The organism is Frondihabitans cladoniiphilus, assembly GCF_039544345.1.
Taxonomy (GTDB): Bacteria; Actinomycetota; Actinomycetes; order Actinomycetales; family Microbacteriaceae; genus Frondihabitans; species Frondihabitans cladoniiphilus.
The window spans coordinates 714,648-739,143 of the sequence record NZ_BAABLM010000001.1 but is presented as its reverse complement, the minus strand read 5'-3'; the positions used below and the strand labels follow the sequence as shown (position 1 = coordinate 739,143).

The following is a 24,496-nucleotide window of genomic DNA, read 5'->3' as shown; positions in this document are numbered from 1 at the left end:
AGGCCTATTCGAGGTAGTCGCGAAGGGACTGCGAGCGAGACGGGTGACGCAGCTTCGCCATGGTCTTCGACTCGATCTGGCGGATGCGCTCACGCGTGACGCCGAACGTGTCGCCGATCTGGTCGAGGGTCTTCGGCATGCCGTCGCCCAGGCCGAAACGCATGCGGATCACGCCGGCCTCGCGCTCGGACAGGCTGTCGAGCAGCGACTCGAGCTGTTTCTGCAGCATCGTGAAGCCCACCGCGTCGGCCGGGACGACCGCTTCGGTGTCTTCGATCAGGTCGCCGAACTCGCTGTCGCCGTCTTCGCCCAGCGGGGTGTGGAGGGAGATCGGTTCGCGGCCGTACTTCTGCACCTCGACGACCTTCTCGGGCGTCATGTCGAGTTCGCGGGACAGCTCTTCGGGGGTGGGCTCGCGGCCCAGGTCTTGGAGCATCTGGCGCTGGACGCGAGCGAGCTTGTTGATGACCTCGACCATGTGCACCGGGATGCGGATCGTGCGGGCCTGGTCGGCCATGGCGCGGGTGATGGCCTGACGGATCCACCAGGTGGCGTAGGTCGAGAACTTGAAGCCCTTGGTGTAGTCGAACTTCTCGACCGCACGGATGAGGCCCAGGTTGCCCTCCTGGATGAGGTCGAGGAACTGCATGCCACGACCGGTGTAGCGCTTGGCGAGGCTGACCACGAGGCGCAGGTTGGCGCCGAGCAGGTGGCTCTTCGCGCGCTGGCCGTCGCGGGACACCCAGCGCAGCTCGCGCTCGAGCTCCTTCGAGATGTTCGGGGTGTTGGCCAGCTTGTCGTCGGCGAACAGACCCGCCTCGATGCGCATGGCGAGCTCGACCTCTTCGGCGGCGTTGAGGAGCGCCACCTTGCCGATCTGCTTGAGGTAGTCCTTGACCGGGTCGGCGGTGGCACCGGTGATCGTCGTCGAGTAGACGGGGATCTCGTCGTCGTCGTCCTGGGAGATGACGAGCGCGCCGGTCGGCAGCGCCTCGTCGGTCGCCTTGGCCTTGCCGTCGTCGTCGGAGTCCGTGTCGGCGGCGTCGTCGGTCGCGTCGGCGTCGACCACGACGACGGCCTCGACGTCAGCGCCGTCGGCGTCGGCCTCGTCTTCTTCGTCGTCCGACGCCTTGGCCTTCTTGGTGGTGGCCTTCGCCGCGGTTTTGGCGGGAGCCTTCTTGACCGCCGCCTTCTTCGCGGGGGCCTTCTTGGCGGCAGGGGCCGCCGCCTCGACCGACGTGACGTCGGTCTCGACTGCGTCGGACGCAGCCTCGTCGATGACAGGGGTCGCTGCCTTGGTGCGAGTAGCCATTGGAGCACCTTTCACTCGGGCCGGAAGTCTTCGAGCCACATCGCCTTCGCGATTCCCACCTGTTCATGACCTGTTGTGGAAACAGTCCTGAAACATGAAAAGCAGGCATGGCTAGGACCCATGTCAAGTCCTCGCGGTTGAGACGAGGGACTTGAAATAGGTCCGTAAGTGATTATTGCACGATCTGGGTGGACCCGTTTACAAGGGGGCGCCGTTCCTGGTAAGGGAGTGGCTATCGGGTGGCTCGGTTCCGCCGCAATCGTCTGCTGAGTGCAACCCAGAGGGGCCCTACCTCTATTCCCTCTTCGAGGTGCATGCTCCGCCGGGTCCGACGCCGATCGAGGAGGAGGCCGACGACCCCGAGCCCCACCACGACGTACTGCACGAGGAACGCCACCCGAAAGTTCGACCAGGCGAAGATCGACGTGGGATGCCCGGCGGCGATCGAGGCCCCGTGCACGGCGTCGAGCACCACGCCGATCAGGTACATCATCACGAAACTCGCGAGGAACCCGCCCACGTTGACGATGCCGTTGGCGACGCCGAGGCTGCGGAGCGGGTTGAAGGTACGCGCGAAGTCGAAGCCGATCAGAGAGCCGGGGCCGCCGACTCCCAGGACCACGACGAGGGCGACGACGACCCCGTGCGGCGGGATGCCCGGCCAGGCCAGCACGGTCGTCCACATGATGCCGAGCATCGTCACGATGCCGAGGACGAGGTTCGACCGACGGAGCGGGAAGCGGGCGGTCAGGAGCCCGAGGATCGGCCCGGCGATCACGCCCATCACGACCAGGAGGGCCAGCAGGGCGGAGGCCTCGCCGGTGGTGAAGCCCAGGCCGCCGACGAGTGCCGGGACGCCCCACAGGAGCGAGAAGACGGTGCCGGAGGACTGGGTGACGTAGTGCGACCAGAAGCCGAGGCGTGTTCCCGGCCGACGGAGGCTCTCCCCCAGCTGGCGACCGGCGTCACGCCACGACGAGGCCACGAGCGGGACGGAGAGCTCGGCCGGAGCGTTCTTCACCAGGACGGCGAGGACCGCGACGGCGAGCAGCGAGACCGCCGCGGCTCCGGCGAAGGCCGGCGCCCACCCTTGGGAGTGCAGGACGAGAGCGAACGGTATGGCCGACAGGATCTGCCCGATCTGGCCGAGGTTGCCCGTCCACTGCGACACCTGCGGCAGGATCGGGCCGCGGAACCAGGACGGCAGAAGTCGGATGACGGAGATGAACGTCATCGCGTCGCCCGCGCCGACCAGGATCCGGCCGGTGATCGCCACTCCGATATGGGGAGCCGAGACCGAGACCACCACCTGGCCCAGACCGAGGACGACGGCCCCCGACACCAGCAGCACCTTCGGCCCGACCCGATCGAGGAGGACGCCGACGGGGATCTGCAGGCCCGCGTAGACGACGATCTGCGTCACGGCGAGCGTCGACAGCGTCGAGGCCGAGACGGAGAAGAGGTGCTGGGCCTCGACCCCCGAGACGCCGAGGGAGGACCGCTGCAGGACCGCGACGACGTAGGCGAAGACCGCGGCTCCCCAGACGATCCAGGCGCGGGCGGAGTTCACGCTCCGACCGTAGCGGGTCGCGAGCGGTCAGAGCAGCCCGGGACCGCTCTCGTCGTCGGAGCGGCGGTTGGACAGGAACTTCTCGAGTTCGGCCGCGATGGCATCGGCGCTCGGCACCTGTCCGTCGAGCCCGATCAGGGGCGAGGGCAGCGGGTTGCCCTCCATGTAGGTGTCGTGGCGTTCCTCCAGCGTCTGCACGAGACGAGAGAGTTCGTGGTTGCCGACGACCTGCTCCTCCACCTTGGCCAGGAACTCCCGGCTCTCGTCCTTGAGCTTGTCGGTGGGAAAGATGAGCCCGGTGGCGGTCGAGATGCTCGAAAGCGCCGTGATCGCCGCGTCGGGGAACTCGGTGTCGGCCAGGTAATGCGGCACGAGCAGGACGAAACCGGCGGTGGGATGCTCGGTCTCGGCCAGCCTGTATTCGACCAGGTGCAGGGCATTCGCAGGGGCCTGCGTCGTCGGCCGCCAGACCGAGAGGGACTCGATCAGGTCGACCCGATTGCCGCTGACGGTCACGCCGAGCGGACGGGTGTGCGGCACCGGCATCGGGATCGCGTGCACCCAGGTCGTGGTCGCGACCTGGAATCGCTCGATCAGGCCGATCAGGGCGCTGGTGAACTGCTCCCACCGGAAGTCGGGCTCGAACCCCGACAGGAAGAGGAACTGCTGGCCGATCTCGTCGCGAACCAGGCTCAACGTCAGGGTGGCGGCCCGGAAGTCGGAGATGTGGTCTTGATCGAAGGTAAAGATGGGCCGGCGTGCACGGTAGTCGAGCAGGGTGTCGGCGTCGAACGTCGCGACGAGACGGGAGTCGAACGTGTCGAGCACGTACTCCGACACCTGCGCCACGGCCCCGCCGGCGTCGGCGAACCCGGTGAGCCCGGCGATCAGCGGCAGCCCGGCGGGGACGTCGTCGGCGCCCTCGGCGAGCTCGTACAGGTCAGCAGGATCAGCCATCCTCCAATGCTAGGCATCGAGCCCGCGCGGCACGCCCGGGCCCGGCAAGCCCTGAGCGAACACACCGTCACCGAGACCGAGTCGGCGCGGGGGATGCACGGGCCCGCGTCGATACGATCGATCCCATGACCGTTCCCTCCCTCTCCGTCTCCTCGTCCGCTCCCGAGTCCCTCGACGTGGATGTCCTCGTCCTCGGCGTCCTCCCGGCCGAGAAGGGAGCCGACGCGCCGCGCCTCCTCTGGGACGCACCGGTCTTCGCCGCGCAGTTGAAGGCGCTGGGCGTCTCCGGCGGCAAGGACGAGCTCACGCGCTTCCCGGCGTCGAGCCTCGACGGACTCGCCGTCACGGCCGGTTCGATCGCCCTGATCGGGTTGGGGGCGGCCCCGAGCGTCGAGACGCTGCGCTACGCCGCCGGTTCGGCCGTCCGTCAGCTCGCGGGCACGGCGCGCATCGGAGTCGCGCTACCCGTCGCCGACGAGGCCGAGGCTCTCGCAGTGCTCGAGGGAGCGGCGATCGGCGCGTACTCGTTCGACACCTACAGGAAGGCGACGGCGGGCGACGTGCGGAAGGCGGTCGAGGAGGTCGTCCTCGTGACGGGCACGAGCATCCCCGATTCCGTCGTCTCGAAGGCCGTGGCCGTCGCCACGGCCGTGCACACCGTGCGCGACCTCGTCGCGACGCCGCCGATCGACCTCTCGCCCGAGGCTCTGGCCGACGCGACCGTGAAGCTGTCCGAGACGCGCGAGGTCACCGTGACGGTCCTGGCGGGCGACGACCTGCGCGAGGGTGGTTTCGGCGGGATCGTCGGGGTCGGGCAGGGGTCCGCCCGCGGGCCTCGCCTGGTCAAGGTGGTCTATGCGCCGGCCGGCGCCACGAAGCACCTGGCACTCGTCGGCAAGGGGATCACCTACGACACGGGCGGGCTCTCGCTCAAGCCGGCCGGTTCCATGGTCGGCATGAAGTACGACATGACCGGCGCTGCCACCGTGATGGCCGTCACGCTCGCCGCGGCCGACCTCGGCCTGCCCGTCAAGCTGACGGCGTGGATGTGCCTCTCCGAGAACATGCTCGGTGCCGACCCGATCCGCCCCGACGACGTGCTCACGATCAAGAACGGCACCACCGTCGAGGTCACGAACACCGATGCGGAGGGCCGCCTCGTCCTGGCCGACGGCATCTCGGCCGCCAGCGAGGAGTACCCCGACGCCATCGTCGACGTCGCCACCCTGACCGGGGCCCAGGTCGTCGCCCTGGGGATGCGCTACACCGGCGTGATGGGGACCGACGATCTCGCCCCGCTCGTCGTCGACCTCGCCGACAAGGCTTCCGAACCGTTCTGGCGCGTGCCCCTGGCACCCGAGCTGAAGGCTCGACTCAAGTCCGACGTGGCCGACCTCGTCAACGCGACGCCGGGCAACTCGGCTGCGGGCATGCTCCTCGCCGGGGTGTTCCTGAAGGAGTTCGTCGGCACCCGCGAGGGCAGCGACGAGCTGATCCCCTGGGCCCACCTCGACATCGCCGGGCCGAGCGAGAACAAGGCCGGCGGCTACGGGTTCACGACCAAGGGCCCGACCGGAGTCACGGTCCGCACGCTCATCGACCTGGCCGCCAGTTTTTCGGTGGCGTAGTAGGGTCGTCGGGGCGGGAGAAACTCGCCGAAGAAGGGCTGTTCGGCCCTCTCGTGTGTCGTGATCCGCGCCGAGGGTGGGCAGCCGAATCCGAAAGCACGAGGGAGTTGCTGAGTGTCGGAACAGAATTTTGATCTGGTGGTCCTCGGAGGCGGCAGTGGCGGTTACGCCGCAGCCATCCGGGCGAGCGAGCTGGGCCTGTCGGTCGCTCTGATCGAGAAGGACAAGGTCGGGGGCACCTGCCTCCACCGCGGCTGCATCCCCACCAAGGCGCTGCTCCACTCGGCCGAGGTCGCCGACGTCTCGCGCGAGTCGTCGAAGTACGGGGTCAACACCGACTTCCACGGCATCGACATCGCCGCCGTCACGACCTACCGTCGCGACATCGTCGAGCACAAGTACAAGGGCCTCCAGGGTCTGGTCAAGGCGCGCGGGATCACGACGATCACCGGTGCCGGTCGGCTCACGTCGCCGAGCACCGTGCAGGTCGGCGACGACACCATCGTCGGCAAGAACGTCATCCTCGCCACCGGCTCGTACTCGCGCAGCCTTCCCGGCCTCGAGATCGGCGGCCGGGTCATCACGAGCGAGCACGCTCTCGAGCTCGACTACATCCCGAACCGTGTCGCAATCCTCGGCGGAGGTGTGATCGGCGTCGAGTTCGCCAGCGTCTGGAAGTCCTTCGGCGCCGAGGTGCAGATCATCGAGGCGCTCCCCCACCTCGTTCCGAACGAGGAGGAATCCATCTCCAAGTCGTTCGAGCGGGCCTTCAAGAAGCGCGGGATCGCCTTCTCGCTGGGCATCCGCTTCCAGAGCGTGACCCAGGACGACAACGGCGTCCACGTCACCCTCGAAGACGGCAAGACGTTCGACGCGGACATCCTCCTCGTCGCCGTCGGCCGCGGCCCGGTCACGAACGACCTCGGCTACGAAGAGGTCGGCGTGACCATGGACCGCGGGTTCGTGCTCACGAACGAGCGCCTCGCGACGAACGTCCCCGGCGTCTACGCCATCGGCGACATCGTCCCCGGCCTGCAGCTCGCGCACCGCAGCTTCCAGCAGGGCATCTTCGTCGCCGAAGAGATCGCCGGACTGAAGCCGATCGTCGTCGAAGACGCCAACATCCCCAAGGTCACCTACTCCGACCCCGAGGTCGCCTCGGTGGGTCTCACGACCGCCAAGGCCACCGAGAAGTACGGCGCCGAGAAGATCTCGTCGTACGACTACAACCTCGCAGGCAACGGCAAGAGCTCGATCCTCGGCACGGCCGGTTCGATCAAGGTCGTGCGGGTCGTCGACGGTCCCGTCGTCGGGGTGCACATGATCGGAGCCCGCGTCGGCGAGCTCATCGGAGAGGCTCAGTTGGCGGTCAACTGGGAGGCCTACCCCGAAGACATCGCGCCCCTGATCCACGCGCACCCGACCCAGAACGAAGCGCTGGGCGAAGCGATGCTGGCACTCGCCGGCAAGCCGCTCCACGCGATGTAATCCCCTTCCCTTCCACTGAGATTTTTAGAGACATGGAGTTCCACTGATGAGCGAATCCGTCAACCTCCCGGCACTCGGAGAGAGTGTCACCGAGGGCACGGTCACCCGCTGGTTGAAGAACGTCGGCGACCGGGTCGAGGTCGACGAGCCTCTGCTCGAGGTCTCGACCGACAAGGTCGACACCGAGATCCCTTCGCCGATCGCGGGTGTGATCGAGGAGATCCTCGTCCAGGAGGACGAGACCGTCGAGGTCGGGACCGCCCTCGTGAAGATCGGCGACGGCAGCTCCGCACCGGCCCCGGCCGACGAGGCCCCTGCTGCCGCTGAGCCGGCACCCGAGGCCGAGCCCGCCCAGGAGACCCCGGCGGCCGCGGACAGCGAGCCCGGCTACCAGAGCCCCGCCCCCGAAGACGAATCGGCCGAGGTCCCCTCCGACGCCGCTCCGGCTCCGGGTGAGAACGAGAGCCAGACCCCGCCTGCGCCGGCTCCGGCCGTCGACCCGGCTCCTGCTGCTGCGGCCCCCGCCCCGGCGGCGCCCGCGCCCGTCGCCGCCGCCCCCGCTGCCCCGGCTCCGGCCGCCGCACCGGCTCCGACCGCGGCTCCGGCTCCCGCTGCTTCGGCCGCCGCCTCGGCTCCGTCCGGTGGCCCCGTGGGCTATGTCACGCCTCTGGTGCGCAAGCTCGCCAACGAGCAGGGCGTCGACCTGTCGACCGTCGTCGGCAGTGGTGTCGGCGGTCGGATCCGCAAGGAGGACGTGCTGGCCGCGGCCGAGGCCGCCAAGGCAGCCGCACCGGCCGCCACGGCACCGGCCGCTTCTGCGCCCGCCGCCTCCAGCGCCTACGTGCCCCTGCCGGTCTCCGACCTGCGCGGCACCACGGTGCCGATGACCCGCCTTCGCAAGGTCGTCGCGGCCCGCGCGGTCGAGTCGATGCAGCAGACGGCTCAGCTCACCAGCGTCGTCGAGGTCGACGTCACCAAGGTCGCGAAGTTCCGCGACGCGGTGAAGGGCGACTTCCTCGCCAAGACCGGCAACAAGCTGTCGTTCCTGCCGTTCTTCACGCTCGCTGCGGCCGAGGCCCTCCAGGCCTACCCGAAGCTCAATGCCACCGTCGACGGCGACTCCATCGTCTACCCCGACACCGAGAACATCTCGATGGCGGTCGACACCGAGCGCGGCCTGCTCACCCCGGTGATCAAGAACGCAGCCGACCTCGACCTGGCCGGTCTGGCCGCGTCGATCGCCGACCTCGCCGGTCGCACGCGCGATAACAAGCTCACCCCCGACGAGCTGTCCGGCGGCACCTTCACGGTGACCAACACCGGCTCGCGCGGTGCGCTGTTCGACACCCCGGTGGTGTTCCTCCCGCAGGTGGCCATCCTCGGCACCGGCATCGTCGTCAAGAAGCCGGTCGTCATCACGGCCGACGGCTCCGAGTCGATCGCGATCCGTTCGATGGTCTACCTGGCCCTCTCCTACGACCACCGCATCGTCGACGGCGCCGACGCCGCCCGCTTCCTCGTCGCGGTGAAGAACCGCCTCGAAGGCGGCGACTTCCAGGGCAAGCTCGGCATCTAGCCCCACCCGCGTCACCCCGTGTTCGTGAGGACACGCACGTCGCGAAGGCGCCAACCGGCCCCGGTCTTGATCACCAAGACCGAGGCCGGTTCGTCGTTGCCGGTGATCGCCCGGAACAGCACTCCCCCGCCCAGACGATTCGTCTCCTCGCCCACGGCGACGTCGACAGGCACCTGCGTCAGAAGGCCGGGAGCCTCGACCGCAGCCGTGTCGACGGTCTCCGCCGGCGACCCCGCCTGATCGACCGCCGCAAGGCACTCACTGTCGAGCGCCGTGAGGCACGCCGCGCGCCTCTGCAGCAGCAGGGCGGTCGCGGCGGCGGCGTCGTCACCCTGCAGGACTCCTTGGTCGTCCGACCCGGACGGCGACGAGGGTATCGGCGACGCGGACCCCGCCGGTGACGAGCCGGACGGCGCGGGGCCCGAGGGCAGGGGCCGCGGACCAGCGGGAGCGGGTGTTTCCGAGGCGATCGTCTGCGCCACCCCGGACTCGCCCTGCCGACCGAGCACCACCACGCCGCCGACGATCGAGACGGCCACCACAGCCGCCATCAGCCAGACACGGGGTCGGACGGCCGCGAGGGATGCACGCAGCCGACCCCGAACCGTCTCCCCCACCCGCTCGTCCGTGCTCTGGCCTGCGGCCTGCCGCGCGTCCGTCTGCACCTCGACGCCGTGACTCGCCAGGGGAAGCGGCACGGCGAGCTCGAGCAGCACCTCGATGAGCTCGTCGATCTCGAGAGCCTCGGATGCGCTGCCCACGTCGGAGTCCGCAACGAGGGTGTCGAGGGCGGACCGGGCCGCGGGGGCCCCGCCTTGGGTGCGGGACAGGGCCTCCCGCGTGAGACGGGCCGCGACGCTGCGGGCACGGCTCTCGAGGCCGACCCACGGGGGCGCGGCGGACGACGGGGCAGGGCACGACGCAGCAGAGGACGACGGCGACGGCGACGACAGCCGCCGCACGACGGGAGCGCCGCGGTCGTCGAGGACGATGTCGGCGAAGGTGATCGTCGAGACGACGTCGACCCGGGCGTCGAGGCCTCGACGGGCCAGATGCAGCAGGGCGCGGAGCAGCGGCACGAGGAGGGTGACCGTCTCGCCCGCTTCGATGGTGCCGCGTCGATCGAGCCACGACGCCACCGATTCCCGTCCGGGACCGGGGCTGACGGTCAAGACCCCCGAGGGCTCGACGCCCGCGAGACGCGCCACGTGGTCGTGGTCGAAGCACGCGAGCAGGACCGTCGAGGCGCGGTCGGCCCCGTGTCCGTCGAAGGCGTGGGGCGGGTGCATCCCGCGATTCTGGCCCTCGTCTCGTCGGTGCGGGGCCCCGGTGGTCTCAGCGGTGGACAACTCCGCCGAGGGCGAACCGGTGGAGAGGACGTGGCGGACGCGAATGCCCGTATCCTTGTGTCCATGGCACGCAGCAAGTCTTCGGAGAGCGCAGCTCCCACAGCGAAAGAGCCCGGACGCATCAAACAGATGGTCCAGGTCTTCAACATGACCCGTCGGTACGACTCGATGGCGATCTGGTGGATGGCGGCGGCGTTCCTCGTCCCCGTCCTCATCGGCGTCGCTCTCGCGTTCGCGCTATCCGGCGGGGCGATCCTGAGCTTCATCCTGTACATCGTCGTCGGGGTGCTCGCCGGTGTCCTCCTGTTCCTCATCGTGCTGGGCCGCCGCGCCGAGCGGGCCGCGTACGCGCAGATCGAGGGCGAGCCCGGTGCGGTCGGTGCCGTCTTCAAGAGCGGCCTCCGTCGGCAGTGGCGTGCGAGCGAGATGCCCGTCGCCGTGAACGGCCGCACCCAGGCCGCCGTGTACCGGGCCGTCGGCCGTCCCGGTGTCGTGCTCGTGACCGAGGGCAGCCGCGGCCAGACGCAGAAGATCGTCGACGAGGAGCGCCGCAAGGTCGCGCGCATCACTCCCGGCGTTCCGATCACCGTGCTCAGCGTCGGGCCCGACGCCGACGCGATCCCCCTCTACAAGCTCGCCGGCCGCATGAACAAGGTCAAGAAGGCCATCGGCAAGGACGAGATCCTCGCCGTGAGCAACCGCCTCGGCTCGCTCGGTCAGAACGGGCTGCCGATCCCCAAGGGCGTCGACCCCATGCGGGTCCGCTCGGGTCGTCCGCGCTGATCGCTCCTGCCTGACACAGACGCCGCCTCACAGAGGCGCCGCGTGACACGAGGGCCCTGCCGCTTCTGCGGCGGGGCCTTCGTCGTTCCCGGCGGGGCCTGGCGGTGCATCCCCGGGAGCCCCGCCGACAGGTGCTAGACGCGCACCAGGATCGTGCCGACCGCCCGGTCGTGCAGCCCGCGCTGGTCTTGGTCGTAGATGACCGCGGGGATCACGATGCAGATGAGCACCGTCCGGACGATCGGACGCCACCAGCCGAGACGCCCGCCGGCAAGCGGGGTGACGCGCATGCGCAGGATCAGGTGACCCGGGGTGCCGCCCAGCGTGATCAGGAACACGATCTGCACGACGGCGAAGACGATCAGTGTGGCGAGACCGCCGTAGTGGAAGAACGCCGCCGAGATGATGACCGCGATGAGCCAGTCGATGGCGAGCCCGAGGACGCGGCGGCCCAGCCGCCCCAGCGACCGCGGCCCCTTCTCCGGCAACCCCAAGTCGTAGCCGGGGTACGGCGTGCCCTTCTTCGGCTCGGGCGGGATGTACGGAGGGCGTGCGGGCATGCCCCCGAGCCTACCGAGGCCGGCTACGCGTAACATGCCGGAAACAAAGGCGACACCGGGTGGAAACGGCTGCTCAATAGCCTCAACGGTGGATACGTCCTGCTATCCACCCATGTTCCACGCCCATTGGAGACATCGCGTATGTTCACTGATTCTTCCGAGGTGCTCAAGTTCATCAAGGACACTGACGTCAAGTTCCTTGATATTCGCTTCACCGATCTTCCCGGTGTTCAGCAGCACTTCAACATCCCCGCATCCACGGTCGACGAAGAGTTCTTCTCCGTCGGTCAGCTCTTCGACGGCTCCTCGATCCGCGGCTTCGCGTCGATCCACGAGTCGGACATGCAGCTCATCCCCGATGTCACCACGGGCTACGTCGACCCGTTCCGCGAAGAGCGCACGCTCATCCTGGTGTTCGACATCTTCAACCCGCGCAACGGCGAGCTCTACTCGCGCGACCCGCGTCAGGTCGCCAAGAAGGCCGAGCGCTACCTCGCCTCGACCGGCATCGCCGACACCGCGTTCTTCGCCCCCGAGGCGGAGTTCTACATCTTCGACGACGTCCGCTACGAAGTGAAGCAGAACAGCTCCTCGTACTTCGTCGACTCCATCGAGGGCGCCTGGAACTCGGGCCGCGAAGAAGAGGGCGGCAACCTCGCCAACAAGACGCCCTACAAGGGCGGCTACTTCCCGGTCTCGCCGGTCGACAAGACGGCCGACCTCCGCGACGACATCAGCCTCAAGCTGATCGACTCGGGTCTCATCCTCGAGCGCGCGCACCACGAAGTCGGCACCGGTGGTCAGCAGGAGATCAACTACCGCTTCGACACGATGGTCCACGCCGCGGACGACATCCTGAAGTTCAAGTACATCGTCAAGAACGTAGCCGAGCAGTGGGGCAAGGTCGCGACCTTCATGCCGAAGCCGCTCTTCGGCGACAACGGCTCGGGTATGCACACGCACCAGTCGCTCTGGAACGACGGCTCGCCGCTGTTCTACGACGAGAACGGCTACGGCGGGCTCTCCGACCTCGCCCGTTGGTACATCGGCGGCCTGCTCAAGCACGCCCCCGCCGTCCTGGCGTTCACCAACCCCTCGATCAACTCGTACCACCGCCTGATCCCGGGCTTCGAGGCTCCCGTCAACCTGGTCTACTCGGCCGGTAACCGCTCGGCTGCGATCCGCATCCCGATCACGGGCACCAACCCCAAGGCCAAGCGCATCGAGTTCCGCGTCCCCGACGCCGCTTCGAATCCGTACCTCGCGTTCGCCGCTCAGCTGATGGCCGGCCTCGACGGCATCCAGAACCGCATCGAGCCGCACGAGCCCGTCGACAAGGACCTCTACGAGCTTCCGCCCGAAGAGGCCAAGGGCATCCCTCAGGTCCCCGGCTCTCTCGAGGAGGCGCTTGCCGCCCTCGAGGCCGACCACGAGTTCCTCACCAAGGGCAACGTGTTCACCGAAGACCTGATCGAGACCTGGATCTCGTACAAGCGCGAGAAGGAGATCCTGCCCATGGCGCAGCGTCCCCACCCGTTCGAGTTCGAGATGTACTTCGGCGTCTAGTCGACCGAGCATCACGAAGGCCCCACCTGCAGGCAGGTGGGGCCTTTCTCATGCCCTGGGGCTCTCCTGTGGGCCGTTCACACCGAGTGCACGACGACGGCCCCGGCACGAATGCCGGGGCCGCCGAGAGGGAGCGGGGGATGCTCGGGTCGGGCTACGCGGGAAGGTTCACGCCCTGGTAGCTGCGCCCCTTGCGCTGCACGATCTTGCCACCGAGGGGACGGACCTCCCAGCCGGCACTCGACCACACCTCTTTGTCGAGGGCGTTGCGCGAGTCGAGGACGACCGGGTTCGCCGCCAGCTCGGCGAGGTGCACCGGGTCGGCGTTCACGAAGACGGGCCACTCCGTCAGCAGCAGGACCACGTCGGCGTCCGTCACGGCCTCGTCGAGGCTGTCGGCGAACGACAGGGTCGGGAACTGCAGGGCGGCCGTGTTCGACGCCTCGGGGTCGACGACGAGGACGCGAGCACCGCGGAGGTGGAGCGCCGCGGCGACGTTCAGCGCCGGCGAGTCGCGGACGTCGTCGGTGTCGGGCTTGAACGCCGCACCGAGCACCGCGATCTTGCGGTTGAGCACCGAGCCGCCGCAGGCGTCGATGGCCTGGTCGATGACGCGCTGGCGCTGCAGCATGTTGATCTCGTCGACCTCCTGCATGAGGCCCACGACGCGGGTGGCACCGAGCTCGTTGGCGCGGTACATCAGGGCCCGGATGTCTTTCGGCAGGCAGCCGCCGCCGAAGCCGAGGCCGGCATTGAGGAACTTGCGGCCGATGCGGTCGTCGTGGCCGAGGGCGTCCGCCAGGACGGACACGTCGGCTCCGGCGACCTCGCAGAGCTCGCTGATCGCGTTGATGAACGAGATCTTGGTGGCGAGGAACGCGTTGGCCGAGACCTTGACGAGTTCGGCCGTGGCCAGATCGCAGGAGATGACCGGCGTACCCGTGGAGATCGACTCGGCGTAGATCGTGCGCAGGAGGGCCTCGCTCTTGGCGTCGGTCCCGCCGAAGACGAGGCGGTCCGGGCGGAGGGTGTCCTCGACCGCGTGGGCTTCGCGGAGGAACTCCGGGTTCCAGACCACGGAGGCGTCGACGCCGGCCGGCTTGGCGTCGGCGACGATGCCCCGGAGGCGGGCCGCTGTGCCGACCGGGACCGTCGACTTGCCCACGATCAGGCCGTCGTGGCTCAGGGCCTCGGCGACGGCCTTGGTGGCCGCCTCGACGTAGGTGAGGTTGGCGGCGTGGCTGCCTCGACGCTGCGGGGTGCCCACGCAGATGAAGTGGACGTCGCTGGTGGCCACGGCGTCGGCGAGGTCGGACGTGAAGCGCAGGCGGCCGGTGCCGACGTGCTTGAGGATGAGCTCGGGAAGGCCGGGCTCGTGGAAGGGCACGCGACCGGCGCTCAACGCGTCGACCTTCGTCGGGTCGGTGTCGACGCCGATGACGTCGAAGCCGAGCTCGGCCATGGCCGCAGCGTGCGTCGCACCGAGGTAGCCGGTGCCGATGACGCTGATCCGGGGCTTCAAGCCCTCGACGGGGATCGTCGTCTCGTCCATGGGGTCGAAAGCCTTGCCATCGTTCTTCTTGGGAGTGCTCATGAGTGGCTCCTGGTGTCGAGGGTCGTGATATCGAGGATAGGGAGGAACGGGTGCGAATGCGTGCTCATCAGGACACGGGTTTCAGTGCGAATTGGAATGCCTGTGGATTGGACGCCACGAGCGCGAGTCCGGACTTGAAGGCGGCGATCGAACCGTTCGACGATTGGATCCGCCAGTCGTTCGTGTACTGGACTCCCGACGTGGTCGAGGTGACGACGTGGTTGAACCAGTCGACGCCGACGATGTCGTTGTTTACGGGGTTCGAGAGGGCCGTGAAGAGGCTGGTGATCCAGGCCGCTTTCTGGTTGCCGATCTCGGACGCCCCGGTCTCCGCGAGGAGAATCGGCTTGCCCGGGGCGATGTCCCGGAGCTGAGTCAGCGTCGTGCCGAAGGTGTGGTCGAACGAGTAGGTCTCACCCGTCGAGTACGGCGGACGAAGGTAGGCGGACATGCCGACCTGGTCGACGTAGGCGTCTCCCGGGTAGAAGCTCAGGAGGTAGGACTCCTTCTGCATGCCGTTGGCGGCACTCAGGCCGTCGACGCGGTTGGGGGCCCAGATCCAGTCCACGTAGGCGTTGGCGCCTTCGGCGGCGAAGATGTCGTGCACGTGCTGCCACATCAGGACGAATTGACCCTTGCTGTTGCCGTTCGCGCCCTCTCCCCAGGGGTACCAGTTCGCGTTCATCTCCTGGTCGAGACGGATGCCGAGGGGCTGCCCGTTCGCGACGATGTCGTCGGCGTACTTCTTCAGGTACGCGTCGAAGTTTCCGTTGATGATGTTGCCGAGCGAGTAGGCGGCCTGATTGGCCGTCGTGGTGGTCGACGACGAGTTGGACTGCGACTCCCAGGTGAGAAGCGGGGTCTCTCCCTTGGCCCAGGCCCGCTGGACGGCGTCGGCCCGGAAGTCTGTGTCCCATCCCTGGAAGTAGCCGGCGATACTCGGCTGCGCGCTGAGGTCGGAGGCGACGAGGTCGTTCTCCGCCCAGTTGAACGGCGACTGGTCGGTGTACAACCCGAACTGTCGCGACGCAGGGTGGATGAGCGAGTCGAGAGTGCCCGCCTGAGGGACGACGGGACCGACCGCGGCCGTGGTCGACTTGGCCGGCGTGACGGCTTTCGCGGTGCCCGCGTGGGATCCCGCGGCCGCGACCTGCGCGGAGAGCGACGCGGCCTTTCCTTCGGCGGCTGATTCGGCCGCCGAGGCTGCCGACAGCTGCTGCTGGAGAGCCGTCGATTTTCCGTTCGCGGCGGCCAACTGGGCTTTGATCTTCGCGAGTTCGGCCTGTTGGTTCGACATCGCCGACTTCGACGAGACGAGCTGGGACAGCAGGTTCGCGCGATCGCTCTTCAAGGTTGCATCGCCGGCAATCGGCTGCACCACGTCGGAGACGGCCTTCCGGACGATGTTGTCGCTGGGCGACATCCACACCAGCCAGCTGATGAGGGCGAGGAGCACGACGATGGTCGTCGCTCCGAGCGCCGTCTTCCGACGGTTCTTCTTACCGGTGGTCCAGAACGACCGACCCTGCGAGAGGGGGGTGATCATGGTCTCGTTGTACTCAGACAATGAAGAGAGCCTCCAGGACGAGGATGATCGCACCGATCAGGTACGGCCATCCGGCTTTGGGGTTCAGGCGTCGACGGGGTGCGACGGCCTTCTTGGGTACGGTCTGGGCGACCTTGGTGCTGCGGCGGCTCTTGACGAGCACTGTCCCCGCCGCCGGGTACTCCGAGGAGCCGAAGTCGAACAGCGTGTCGATTCCGTCGGCCTCCATCTCCTCGATGCGGGCTTCCGCATAGACCGCTTGGTCGAAGCCGGGAGTGCCGAGGGCGGCCGGCTCTTGACGGAACTGCGCTTCGAGCGCGTCCAACGGAGCCGCCTGTGCGGCCTGTCGGGTCTCGATGACCTCGTGGACCTCCTCGGTCACGACTCCTCCGTCGTAGGCACCGGCGCGGGTTCCCCAGCCGGCCGAGTGACCCATGCGGAAGAAGCCGAGGATGCGGATCGGCATCAGGAAGAAGGTGGAGACGATGATGAAGACGGGGAGTCGGAGGAAGTCGCCCGGCTTTTCGGAGAGGTGCCGCATCTGACGGATGGCCATGCTGAGCACCGAGGAGACCACCATCAGGGCGACGATCGCGATGATGCCCGACTTGAAGCCGTAGTCGTGCAGGATCCCCATGTAGAGGTTGACTCCGCGGTGCGTCACCGCGTCGAAGATCCAGCCACCGACGACGCCCAGCAGGACGAACGGCAGGATGATGTCCATCGCGAAGAAGAACGCCAGCATCGGAGCGTGTCCGAGCATCCACGGCATCATGCGGAGAGTGTTGTACTGACTGCCACGGGCCCAGCGGAGCTGCTGCTTGAACAGCTTCTTGACCTTGAGGGGCGCGTCCGTGTAGCAGAGGCTCGTGTACTGGTACACGGTGCGGTAGCCCTCTTTGAGCGTGAGGTTCGTGAGCGTCCGGTCGTCGCTGACCTCGAGGAAGACGCCCATGAACTTCTCGGTCATGAACTTGTCCATGACCCGCACGAGGATCTCGCGACGGAAGGCGATGGTGCGGCCGGGGAGGCAGCCGATCTGGCCGAGGACGCTCTGCGCAGGCATGGAGTACAGCGCTCGGCTGTTCTCGAGCCAGTCGGCCCAACGGGTGATCCAGCTGCGCTCCGGCTCGAGGATGCGCTGACGAGTCGTGACGCCGCCGATGTTGGCCTCGGCGAACGGCTTGACGAGCTCGGACAGCGTGCCCGGGGTCCAGACGGTGTCGGAGTCGACGAGCACGGTGATCTCGCCGCGGCTGAGCTCGGTGCCGATCATGACCGCGTTCCGCTTGCCCGGAATGGGCGTGTGCGTCCAGCGGACGAGCGGCGCGAAGTCCTCGCAGATGGCCTCGAGCACCGGGTTCGGCTTGCCGTTGATGACGACGATGATCTCGCCTGGGCCCTGCTCGACCATGCGCCCGATGACGTCGCGGAAGAGGTCTTCCGGCTCGTCGACGACGGGAACCACCACGCTGGTGGTGCCGGTGAACGTGCCGGTGAAGGGCCGGTAGTTCCGCGAGATGACGACCTTGATGATCCACAGGACCCAGATCATGATCGAGTAGACGCTGAAGAGGTAGACCTGCGGATGGCCGTTGACCATGTGTCGAATTTGAAGGATGAACGTGAGCACGATGCCGCCTCGATGGGGAGTTGGTAAGAAGTGGCTTCCGCATCATTGGGGAAAGGGGCGTTCGGGTAGTCCAATGTCTAGTCGAGGATCGGGGACACCTCAACCAACCCCGTCCGGGAGGCACCCGAAGTGGGCATCGGGGTACACGCCTGTCCCCTCTTTCGTGTCGTACTAAAGGCCGACCACGGTTTTTCCGGAAGGTCTGCAGTTCTGAGATCTCCGTTCCGGGCCGAACAGCGACATTCGGAAAGCTGGGAACGACCAACGAAATACCTGTTGAGGGCCGCGTCTGTGCATCCCTCGTTCTCAGCTTCGGCGGATGATCGGTCGCGAGAGTGGCCTGGCCCCCGTTCGCGGGGTGGGTGATGAGGAAGTCACTCACCCGTAATGAACCGGACATCTGATTCGGGTGACAAGGGGATTATTCGGGGTACGAACACAGGTGGTTCGGGCAACTTTCCGAACTGATGCGTTCTCGGGCGTGTCGCGGCAGGACGCGTGTCGTGCGATGGGGTCAGACCGAAGGGTCGGGCGACTTCTCCACGCCGTAGAAGCCGTCCTCGAAGACGTGCCGGGCGCGCCTCGTAGTGGCGAGGTAGTCCTCTTCGAGCTGGGTGGCCGAGCCGGGCGGGTACTCGAGCAGGCGCGCGACGCCCTCGAGTTGGCGCCGGTCCGTCGGCAGCACGTCGCTGGTGCGCGAGGTCCAGAGCATGACTGCGGAGCGGGCCCGCGAGGCGATGATCCAGGCGGCACGGAGCTTCGCCGCATCGTCGCCCGCGACCAGGCCCGCTTCGACTGCGGCCTCGAGGGCGTCGAGGGTCGAGGGGGTCCGCAGACCCGGCACCCGATGGGCATTCTGGAGCTGGAGCAGCTGCACGAACCATTCGACGTCGCTCAGAGAGCCGCGCCCGAGCTTGAGGTGGCGGGACGGCTCGGCCCCCTTGGGTAGCCGCTCCGACTCGACCCGGGCTTTGATCCGCTTGACCTCGCGTGCGTCCTGTTCGGACAGGCGGGGCGGGTAGCGGACCGTGTCGGCGAGGGCCGCGAAATCCCTTTGAAGGGCCTCGTCGCCGGCGACGGGGCGAGCGCGCAGCAGCGCCTGGGCCTCCCAGGTGAGCGCCCACCGCGAGTAGTAGCTGGCGTAGGAGTCGAGCGACCGGACGACGACGCCGTTCTTGCCCTCGGGCCGGAGATCGGCGTCGAGGTCGAAGGGGACGAGGGCGTCGTCGGTGAAGCGGTGGAGGTCGGCCACGATGCGGGTGGCCCGGGCCTGCGCCGCGGAGTCGGCCGGATCGGAGCGGTGGACGAACAGGATGTCGGCGTCGGACCCGAAGCCCAGCTCTTCTCCCCCGTAGCGGCCGACCGCGATCACGGCGAACTCGGAACCCGAATCGTCGCCGCGCCGCGCGAGCGCCAAGGCGCCGGAGATCGCGGCCGTCGTGATCGTCGACAGCCCCGTTCCGAGCTCGCCGATGCTCAGGACGCCGACGATCGCTCCGAGGGCCAGCCGGAGGATCTCGCGTCGCCGCGACGCGCGGAGGATCTGGGCCACCGCCGCCGGATCGTCGTGGCGGGCCAGGGTCGCCGCGCCCTCGTCGAGCAGCGCCTCGAGGGTGCGGGGCTTCAGGTCGTCGTCGCTCTCGAGCCACAGAGCGGCCTCGGGGATGCGTTCGAGGAGGTCGGCGGCGAATCGCGAGCTGGAGAGGACGGTGGTCAAACGCTGTGCGGCGCCCGACGAATCGCGCAGCATGCGGAGATACCAGTAGCTCTCCCCCAGTTTGTCGCTCAGACGGCGGAACGCCAGCAGCCCGAGGTCGGGGTCGGTGCCCTCGGCGAACCACTGCAGCATCGCGGGCAGGAGGTGGCGTTGGATGGTGGCCCGCCTCGACACCCCGGTCGACATGGCGGCGATGTGCGCCAACGCACCCCGGGGGTCGCGGAAGCCGATGGCCGCCAGACGGGCGACCGCGGAATCGGTGGTGAGGGCGAGGTCCTCCTCCGGACGGCGCGCCACGGCGCTGAGGAGCGGACGGTAGAAGAGGCGCTCGTGCAGACGCCGCACCCGCAGCTTGATGGCCCGCCAGTGTTCACGGAGCCCTTCGGCGCTCGTGGCCAGGCCGGTGCCGCGGGCGAGGATGCGCAGCTCGGCGTCGTCCGTCGGCATGAGATGGGTTCGGCGCATCCGCGTGAGCTGGATCCGGTGCTCGAGAAGGCGCAGCTCGCGGTAGTCGCGATCGAATTCGGCCGCCTCGGCTCGTCCGACATAGCCTTCGCGGGCGAGGGCGCCGAGAGCGCCGAGCGTCGACCGCTGGTGGATGGACTCGTCGGACTGCCCGTGCACGAGCTGGAGGAGCTGCATCGTGAACTCGATGTCGCGCAGACCGCCGGGCCCGAGCTTCAGCTGCACGTCGACCTGATCGGCGGGGATGTGGCTGACCACCCGCTCGCGCATTTTCTGGGTCGACTCGACGAAGTTCTCGGTGGACGCGACGGACCAGACGAGCGGCGCCAGACGCTTCACGTAGTCGTCACCCAAGTCGCGGTCGCCGGCGATCGGGCGGGCCTTGAGCAGAGCCTGGAACTCCCACGACTTGGCCCAGCGCTCGTAATAGGCCACGTGGGATGCGAGGGTGCGGACGAGCGCGCCGTTCTTGCCCTCGGGGCGGAGATTCGCGTCGACCTCCCACAGGGCGGGTTCGGGTGCCAGGTCGGAGAGCACCCGCATGGTGTGCATGGCGAGCTTCGTGCCGATCTCGACTGCCCGCCCGCTCGAGACGAGGGCCTCGTCGGAGCTGTCGGCCACGTAGACGACATCGACGTCGCTCAGGTAGTTGAGCTCGCGAGCCCCCGCCTTGCCCATGGCGAGGATCGCGAGGCGTGTCGCGCGCACCTCGTCGGCGGGGAAGGCGACCTCGCGACGGGCGACGTCGAGGGCGGCTTCGAGGGCCGCCCCGGCGAGGTCGGACAGGGCCGCTGCCACGAGGTCGAAGCCGGCGACGGGGTCGTAGAGGGAGAGGTCGTAGGCGGCGAGGGCGACGAGGTGGGTGCGGTAGGCCACCCGGAGCGCCGTGCGAGCGGGGTCTCCGGTCAGTCCCTCGACCGCGTCGAGGAAGAGCCGTTCGTAGTCGGCCTGCGAGGGGACGGTCCGGATCTTGCTGCGGAGGGCTTCGAGCGCCTCCGGCCGACGGACCAGGAACTCGGCCAGCCCCTCGGAGGCGCCCAGCACGAGCACGAGGCGGTCGCCCGGACCGGCGGCGTCTTCGAACGAGGCGTGCATCCCCGTGTCGAAGGGGGTTCCGGGGAGGATCGGCCCGAGACCCGACGCCCCCGGCGACCCGAGGAGCGCGGAGACCTCGGCCGGCGCCCGCTCGAAGAGACGCTCGAGACGGACCAGGGCCTGATCGGGATCGGCACTCCGCGACAGGGTCGGGAGCAGCCCCTCGACCGCCGGCTCGCGTTCGACGAGCGCGTCGAGCAGGTCGCGACTCGCACGGAGCTCGGCGAAACCGAAACGCGCCAGATCCGTGAGGGCAGTGGCGGTTCGGGGCATGGCGCGACCTGCTGCTAGAGCATTTCCAGGTTGGAGCGGAGTTCGAACGGGGTGACCTGCGCCCGGTACTCGCGCCACTCGCGGCGCTTGTTCTTCAGCACGTAGTTGAAGACGTGCTCACCAAGGGTCTCGGCGACGAGTTCGCTGTCCTCCATGATCGAGAGGGCGTGGTCGAGGCTGGCCGGCAGCTGGTTGTAGCCGAGAGCGCGCCGTTCGGCGTCGCTCAGGCTCCAGACGTTGTCCTCGGCCTCGGCCGGAAGCTCGTAGCCCTCTTCGATGCCCTTGAGCCCCGCGGCCAGCAGCAGCGAGAAGGCGAGGTACGGGTTCGCGGCGCTGTCGATCGCGCGGTACTCGACCCGGCTCGACTGCCCCTTGTTGGGCTTGTACAACGGCACGCGCACGAGGGCGGAGCGGTTGTTGTGGCCCCAGGTGACGAAGCTCGGGGCCTCGTCGCCGCCCCACAGGCGCTTGTAGCTGTTGACGAACTGGTTGGTGACGGCGGTGATCTCGGGAGCGTGCTTGAGGAGGCCGGCGATGAACTGACGGCCGATCTTCGAGAGCTGGTACTCGGCACCCGCCTCGAAGAACGCGTTGGCGTCGCCCTCGAAGAGCGAGAGATGGGTGTGCATGCCGGACCCGGGGTGACCCTGCAGCGGCTTGGGCATGAAGGTCGCATAGACGCCCTGCTCGATCGCGACCTCTTTGATGACCGTGCGGAAGGTCATGATGTTGTCGGCCATGGTGAGCGCGTCGGCGTAGCGGAGGTCGATCTCGTTCTGGCCGGGGCCCGCCTCGTGGTGGCTGAACTCGACCGAGATGCCGAGGTCTTCGAGCATGCGCACGCTGCGACGACGGAAGTCGTGAGCCGTGCCGCCGGGCACGTTGTCGAAGTAGCCGGCCTGGTCGACCGGCTCGGGGCCGTCGGGGCCGAACTTCGACGATTTGAGCAGGTAGAACTCGACCTCGGGGTGCGTGTAGAAGGTGAAGCCGCGGTCGCCGGCTCGCGCCAGGGTGCGCTTGAGGACGTTGCGGGGGTCGGCCACGCCGGGTTGACCGTCGGGTGTCGCGATGTCGCAGAACATGCGGGCGGTCGGGTCTTCGGTGCCCCGCCAGGGCAGGATCTGGAAGGTCGTGGGGTCGGGATGCACGAGGACGTCGGCCTCGAACGAACGCGTCAGGCCCTCGATCGCCGAGCCGTCGATGCCCACGCCCTCGGCGAAGGCGCCCTCGACCTCGGCCGGCGCGATCGCGACGGACTTGAGCGTGCCGATGACATCGGTGAACCAGAGTCGGATGAACTTGATGCCTCGCTCTTCGATCGTGCGAAGAACGAAGTCGGTCTGCTTGTCCACACATCCCCTTTCGATGTCATCTCGGCCCGGATCGCGGCTGTCCGGCGGTGGACGCGCGGCACGATTCGAGGTCATCAGTAGGCTAGTGGACATGCCCCGACTCCGCTTGGCGCTCGCTCAGACCAACCCCATCGTGGGAGATCTCGCGGGCAACTCAGACCAGATCGTCGAAGCCGCTCGCGCGGCCCGAGAGGCGGGGGCGGACCTCCTCGCCACCGGTGAGATGAGCATCACCGGCTACCCGATCGAAGACCTCGCGAGCCGCCCCAGCTTCCTCAAGTCGTCGAGGGCAGCCGTCGAGCGTCTTGCGTCTCGTCTCGCCGAGGAGGGCCTCGGCGACCTCGCCGTGGTGGTCGGCCATCCGGACGGCCCGTTCGAGCCGCGGCTGCTCGACACGTCCAACGCTCCGACGGCCATCGCCAAGAACTGCGCCAGCGTGCTGCAGGGCGGGCGGGTCGTCACCACGACGGCGAAGTACCACCTGCCGAACTACTCGGTCTTCGACGAGTACCGCGTCTTCATCCCCGGCGACGAGCTCCTCGTCGTCCGGGTCAAGAACATCGACGTCGCCCTCATCATCTGCGAAGACCTCTGGCGCGACGGCGGCCCCGTCGGTCGAGTGATGGAGGCCGGCGCCGGGCTCCTCCTCGTTGTGAACGCCAGCCCGTTCGTGGCGGACAAAGACGAGGTGCGACTCCCCCTCGTCACCCACCGCGCCACCGAGAACGACACGATCGTGGCCTACGTCAACATCGTCGGCGGCCAAGACGACCTCCTCTTCGACGGCGACAGCGTCGTGGTCGACGGCTCCGGCGCGATCCTCGCCCGTGCTCCGCAGTGGAAGGAGCACCTGCTGGTCGTCGACCTCGATCCCGAGGCATCGTCCGGTCGCGCCCTTCCCGCGGGCATCCGACGGGTCGACGTCGACGCCCGCGGCGTCGGCCCGCTCGACGCGCTGGCACCCGACATCGCCGAACTCCTCGACGATCGCGAGCAGCTCTGGAACGCCCTGGTGGTCGGCACCCGCGACTACGTGGAGAAGAACGGCTTCAAGTCGGTCATCCTGGGCCTCTCCGGCGGCATCGACTCCGCCGTCTGCGCCGCCATCGCGGCCGACGCCCTCGGCGGCGACCGCGTCTACGGCGTCTCGATGCCGTCGCAGTGGTCGTCCGACCACTCCCGCAGCGACGCCGACGACGTGGCCGAGCGGATCGGCGTGCACTACTCGACCGAGGCGATCGCCGACCTGGTGGAGCCCTTCGAGCGCCAGTTGAAGCTGACCGGTCTCGCCGCCGAGAACGTCCAGGCACGCGCCCGCGCGCTCATCCTGATGGGGCTGTCGAACCTCGATGGGCACCTGGTGCTCACGACGGGCAACAAGACCGAGCTCTCGGTCGGCTACTCCACCATCTACGGCGACTCGGTCGGAGGCTTCGCCCCGATCAAAGACGTCCCGAAGACGATGGTCTGGGAGCTGGCGCGGTGGCGCAACTCCTTCTCCGAAGCCAGGGGCGAGCGCGGGCCCATCCCGGAGAACTCGATCACGAAGCCGCCATCGGCCGAGCTCCGCCCAGGCCAGGTCGACCAGGACACCCTGCCGCCGTACGAGATCCTCGACGGAATCCTCGACGCCTACATCACGAAGGCGCTCGGGGTCGCCGACGTCGTGGCCCTCGGCTACGACGCCCAGGTCGTGGCCGACGTGACCAAACTGGTGGATCGCTCCGAATGGAAGCGCCGCCAGGGCGCCATCGGCCCGAAGATCTCGGGCATGGCCTTCGGTCGCGACCGGCGCCTGCCGATCACGTACCGGCCGAGCGCGCTCTAGCGGTCTTCGGCCGCGTCTTCGGCGGCCCACTTCTCGCTGTTCGCCTTGATCTGGGCGAGGGCGTGCTCGGCCTCCTCGCGGGTCGCATACGGCCCCGCCCGGTCGACCGCGGGCGAGACCATGCCCTGCTCCACCGCGTGCGTCTTCGTGTTGTAGTACCACTGCTCATCAGCCATGCTGCGAGCGTACTGCGGCGACAGCGGG

The 24,496-nt window shown here is 68.4% G+C and carries 17 protein-coding genes; 6 read left to right on the top strand and 11 right to left on the bottom strand.

Features of this window, described 5'->3' with window-relative positions:
- Positions 1-4 precede the first annotated feature (4 nt).
- The 3 genes from ABEA39_RS03410 to ABEA39_RS03400 all read right to left on the bottom strand — a co-directional run bounded on the left by ABEA39_RS03410 (position 5) and on the right by ABEA39_RS03400 (position 3,839).
- A complete protein-coding gene (locus tag ABEA39_RS03410) occupies positions 5-1,312 on the bottom strand; it encodes an RNA polymerase sigma factor (RefSeq protein ID WP_345373217.1) in 1,308 nt (435 codons plus the stop codon).
- 232 nt (positions 1,313-1,544) lie between these two features.
- Positions 1,545-2,882 carry an MFS transporter gene (locus ABEA39_RS03405; protein WP_345373214.1) on the bottom strand — a complete coding sequence of 446 codons (1,338 nt, stop codon included), beginning with the start codon at positions 2,880-2,882 and terminating at the stop codon, positions 1,545-1,547.
- A 27-nt stretch (positions 2,883-2,909) separates the two neighbouring features.
- Positions 2,910-3,839: a proteasome assembly chaperone family protein gene (locus ABEA39_RS03400; RefSeq protein ID WP_345373211.1), complete on the bottom strand. Its 930-nt coding sequence runs from the start codon at positions 3,837-3,839 to the stop codon at positions 2,910-2,912.
- A gap of 125 nt (positions 3,840-3,964) precedes the next feature.
- Between ABEA39_RS03400 and ABEA39_RS03395 the strand changes: the two genes are divergently transcribed.
- From ABEA39_RS03395 to sucB, 3 genes are all read left to right on the top strand, one after another.
- The gene (locus tag ABEA39_RS03395) at positions 3,965-5,467 is read left to right on the top strand and encodes a leucyl aminopeptidase (protein WP_345373208.1); all 1,503 of its coding nucleotides are present in this window, start codon (positions 3,965-3,967) and stop codon (positions 5,465-5,467) included.
- Positions 5,468-5,581: 114 nt separating this feature from the next.
- Positions 5,582-6,955 carry a dihydrolipoyl dehydrogenase gene (lpdA, locus tag ABEA39_RS03390; RefSeq protein WP_345373206.1) on the top strand — a complete coding sequence of 458 codons (1,374 nt, stop codon included), beginning with the start codon at positions 5,582-5,584 and terminating at the stop codon, positions 6,953-6,955.
- 46 nt (positions 6,956-7,001) lie between these two features.
- On the top strand, positions 7,002-8,531 hold the full coding sequence (gene sucB / locus ABEA39_RS03385) for a 2-oxoglutarate dehydrogenase, E2 component, dihydrolipoamide succinyltransferase (protein ID WP_345373204.1): 1,530 nt from the start codon (positions 7,002-7,004) through the stop codon (positions 8,529-8,531).
- Positions 8,532-8,542: 11 nt separating this feature from the next.
- Here the strand turns inward: sucB and ABEA39_RS03380 are convergent, their stop codons facing one another.
- Positions 8,543-9,820: a hypothetical protein gene (locus tag ABEA39_RS03380; protein ID WP_345373202.1), complete on the bottom strand. Its 1,278-nt coding sequence runs from the start codon at positions 9,818-9,820 to the stop codon at positions 8,543-8,545.
- A 123-nt stretch (positions 9,821-9,943) separates the two neighbouring features.
- Here ABEA39_RS03380 and ABEA39_RS03375 point away from each other — a divergent pair, with 123 nt between their 5' ends.
- Complete coding sequence (locus tag ABEA39_RS03375; protein WP_345373200.1) at positions 9,944-10,663, top strand: DUF4191 domain-containing protein; 720 nt, start codon at positions 9,944-9,946, stop codon at positions 10,661-10,663.
- Between the two features lie 134 nt (positions 10,664-10,797).
- Here ABEA39_RS03375 and ABEA39_RS03370 read toward each other — a convergent pair whose 3' ends face one another.
- A complete protein-coding gene (locus ABEA39_RS03370; RefSeq protein ID WP_345373198.1) occupies positions 10,798-11,223 on the bottom strand; it encodes an RDD family protein in 426 nt (141 codons plus the stop codon).
- A 141-nt stretch (positions 11,224-11,364) separates the two neighbouring features.
- Here ABEA39_RS03370 and glnA point away from each other — a divergent pair, with 141 nt between their 5' ends.
- On the top strand, positions 11,365-12,789 hold the full coding sequence (gene glnA, locus ABEA39_RS03365; RefSeq protein WP_345373196.1) for a type I glutamate--ammonia ligase: 1,425 nt from the start codon (positions 11,365-11,367) through the stop codon (positions 12,787-12,789).
- Between the two features lie 154 nt (positions 12,790-12,943).
- Here glnA and ABEA39_RS03360 read toward each other — a convergent pair whose 3' ends face one another.
- The 5 genes from ABEA39_RS03360 to ABEA39_RS03340 all read right to left on the bottom strand — a co-directional run bounded on the left by ABEA39_RS03360 (position 12,944) and on the right by ABEA39_RS03340 (position 22,464).
- Positions 12,944-14,341: a UDP-glucose dehydrogenase family protein gene (locus tag ABEA39_RS03360; protein WP_345373933.1), complete on the bottom strand. Its 1,398-nt coding sequence runs from the start codon at positions 14,339-14,341 to the stop codon at positions 12,944-12,946.
- Positions 14,342-14,450: 109 nt separating this feature from the next.
- On the bottom strand, positions 14,451-15,929 hold the full coding sequence (locus ABEA39_RS03355; RefSeq protein WP_345373194.1) for a glycoside hydrolase family 26 protein: 1,479 nt from the start codon (positions 15,927-15,929) through the stop codon (positions 14,451-14,453).
- A 13-nt stretch (positions 15,930-15,942) separates the two neighbouring features.
- Positions 15,943-17,562 (bottom strand): glycosyltransferase, encoded by a 1,620-nt coding sequence (locus ABEA39_RS03350; RefSeq protein WP_425556901.1) that lies wholly within the window; start codon positions 17,560-17,562, stop codon positions 15,943-15,945.
- A 514-nt stretch (positions 17,563-18,076) separates the two neighbouring features.
- Complete coding sequence (locus tag ABEA39_RS03345) at positions 18,077-21,112, bottom strand: bifunctional [glutamine synthetase] adenylyltransferase/[glutamine synthetase]-adenylyl-L-tyrosine phosphorylase (protein WP_345373190.1); 3,036 nt, start codon at positions 21,110-21,112, stop codon at positions 18,077-18,079.
- A 14-nt stretch (positions 21,113-21,126) separates the two neighbouring features.
- Positions 21,127-22,464 carry a glutamine synthetase family protein gene (locus tag ABEA39_RS03340; RefSeq protein ID WP_345373188.1) on the bottom strand — a complete coding sequence of 446 codons (1,338 nt, stop codon included), beginning with the start codon at positions 22,462-22,464 and terminating at the stop codon, positions 21,127-21,129.
- A 91-nt stretch (positions 22,465-22,555) separates the two neighbouring features.
- On the opposite strand from ABEA39_RS03340, the gene ABEA39_RS03335 reads away from it, so the two are divergent.
- The gene (locus ABEA39_RS03335) at positions 22,556-24,292 is read left to right on the top strand and encodes an NAD+ synthase (protein ID WP_345373186.1); all 1,737 of its coding nucleotides are present in this window, start codon (positions 22,556-22,558) and stop codon (positions 24,290-24,292) included.
- On the opposite strand, the gene ABEA39_RS03330 is transcribed toward ABEA39_RS03335, so the two are convergent.
- On the bottom strand, positions 24,289-24,468 hold the full coding sequence (locus tag ABEA39_RS03330; RefSeq protein ID WP_345373184.1) for an SPOR domain-containing protein: 180 nt from the start codon (positions 24,466-24,468) through the stop codon (positions 24,289-24,291). The genes ABEA39_RS03335 and ABEA39_RS03330 overlap by 4 nt on opposite strands.
- Between the last annotated feature and the right edge of the window lie 28 nt (positions 24,469-24,496).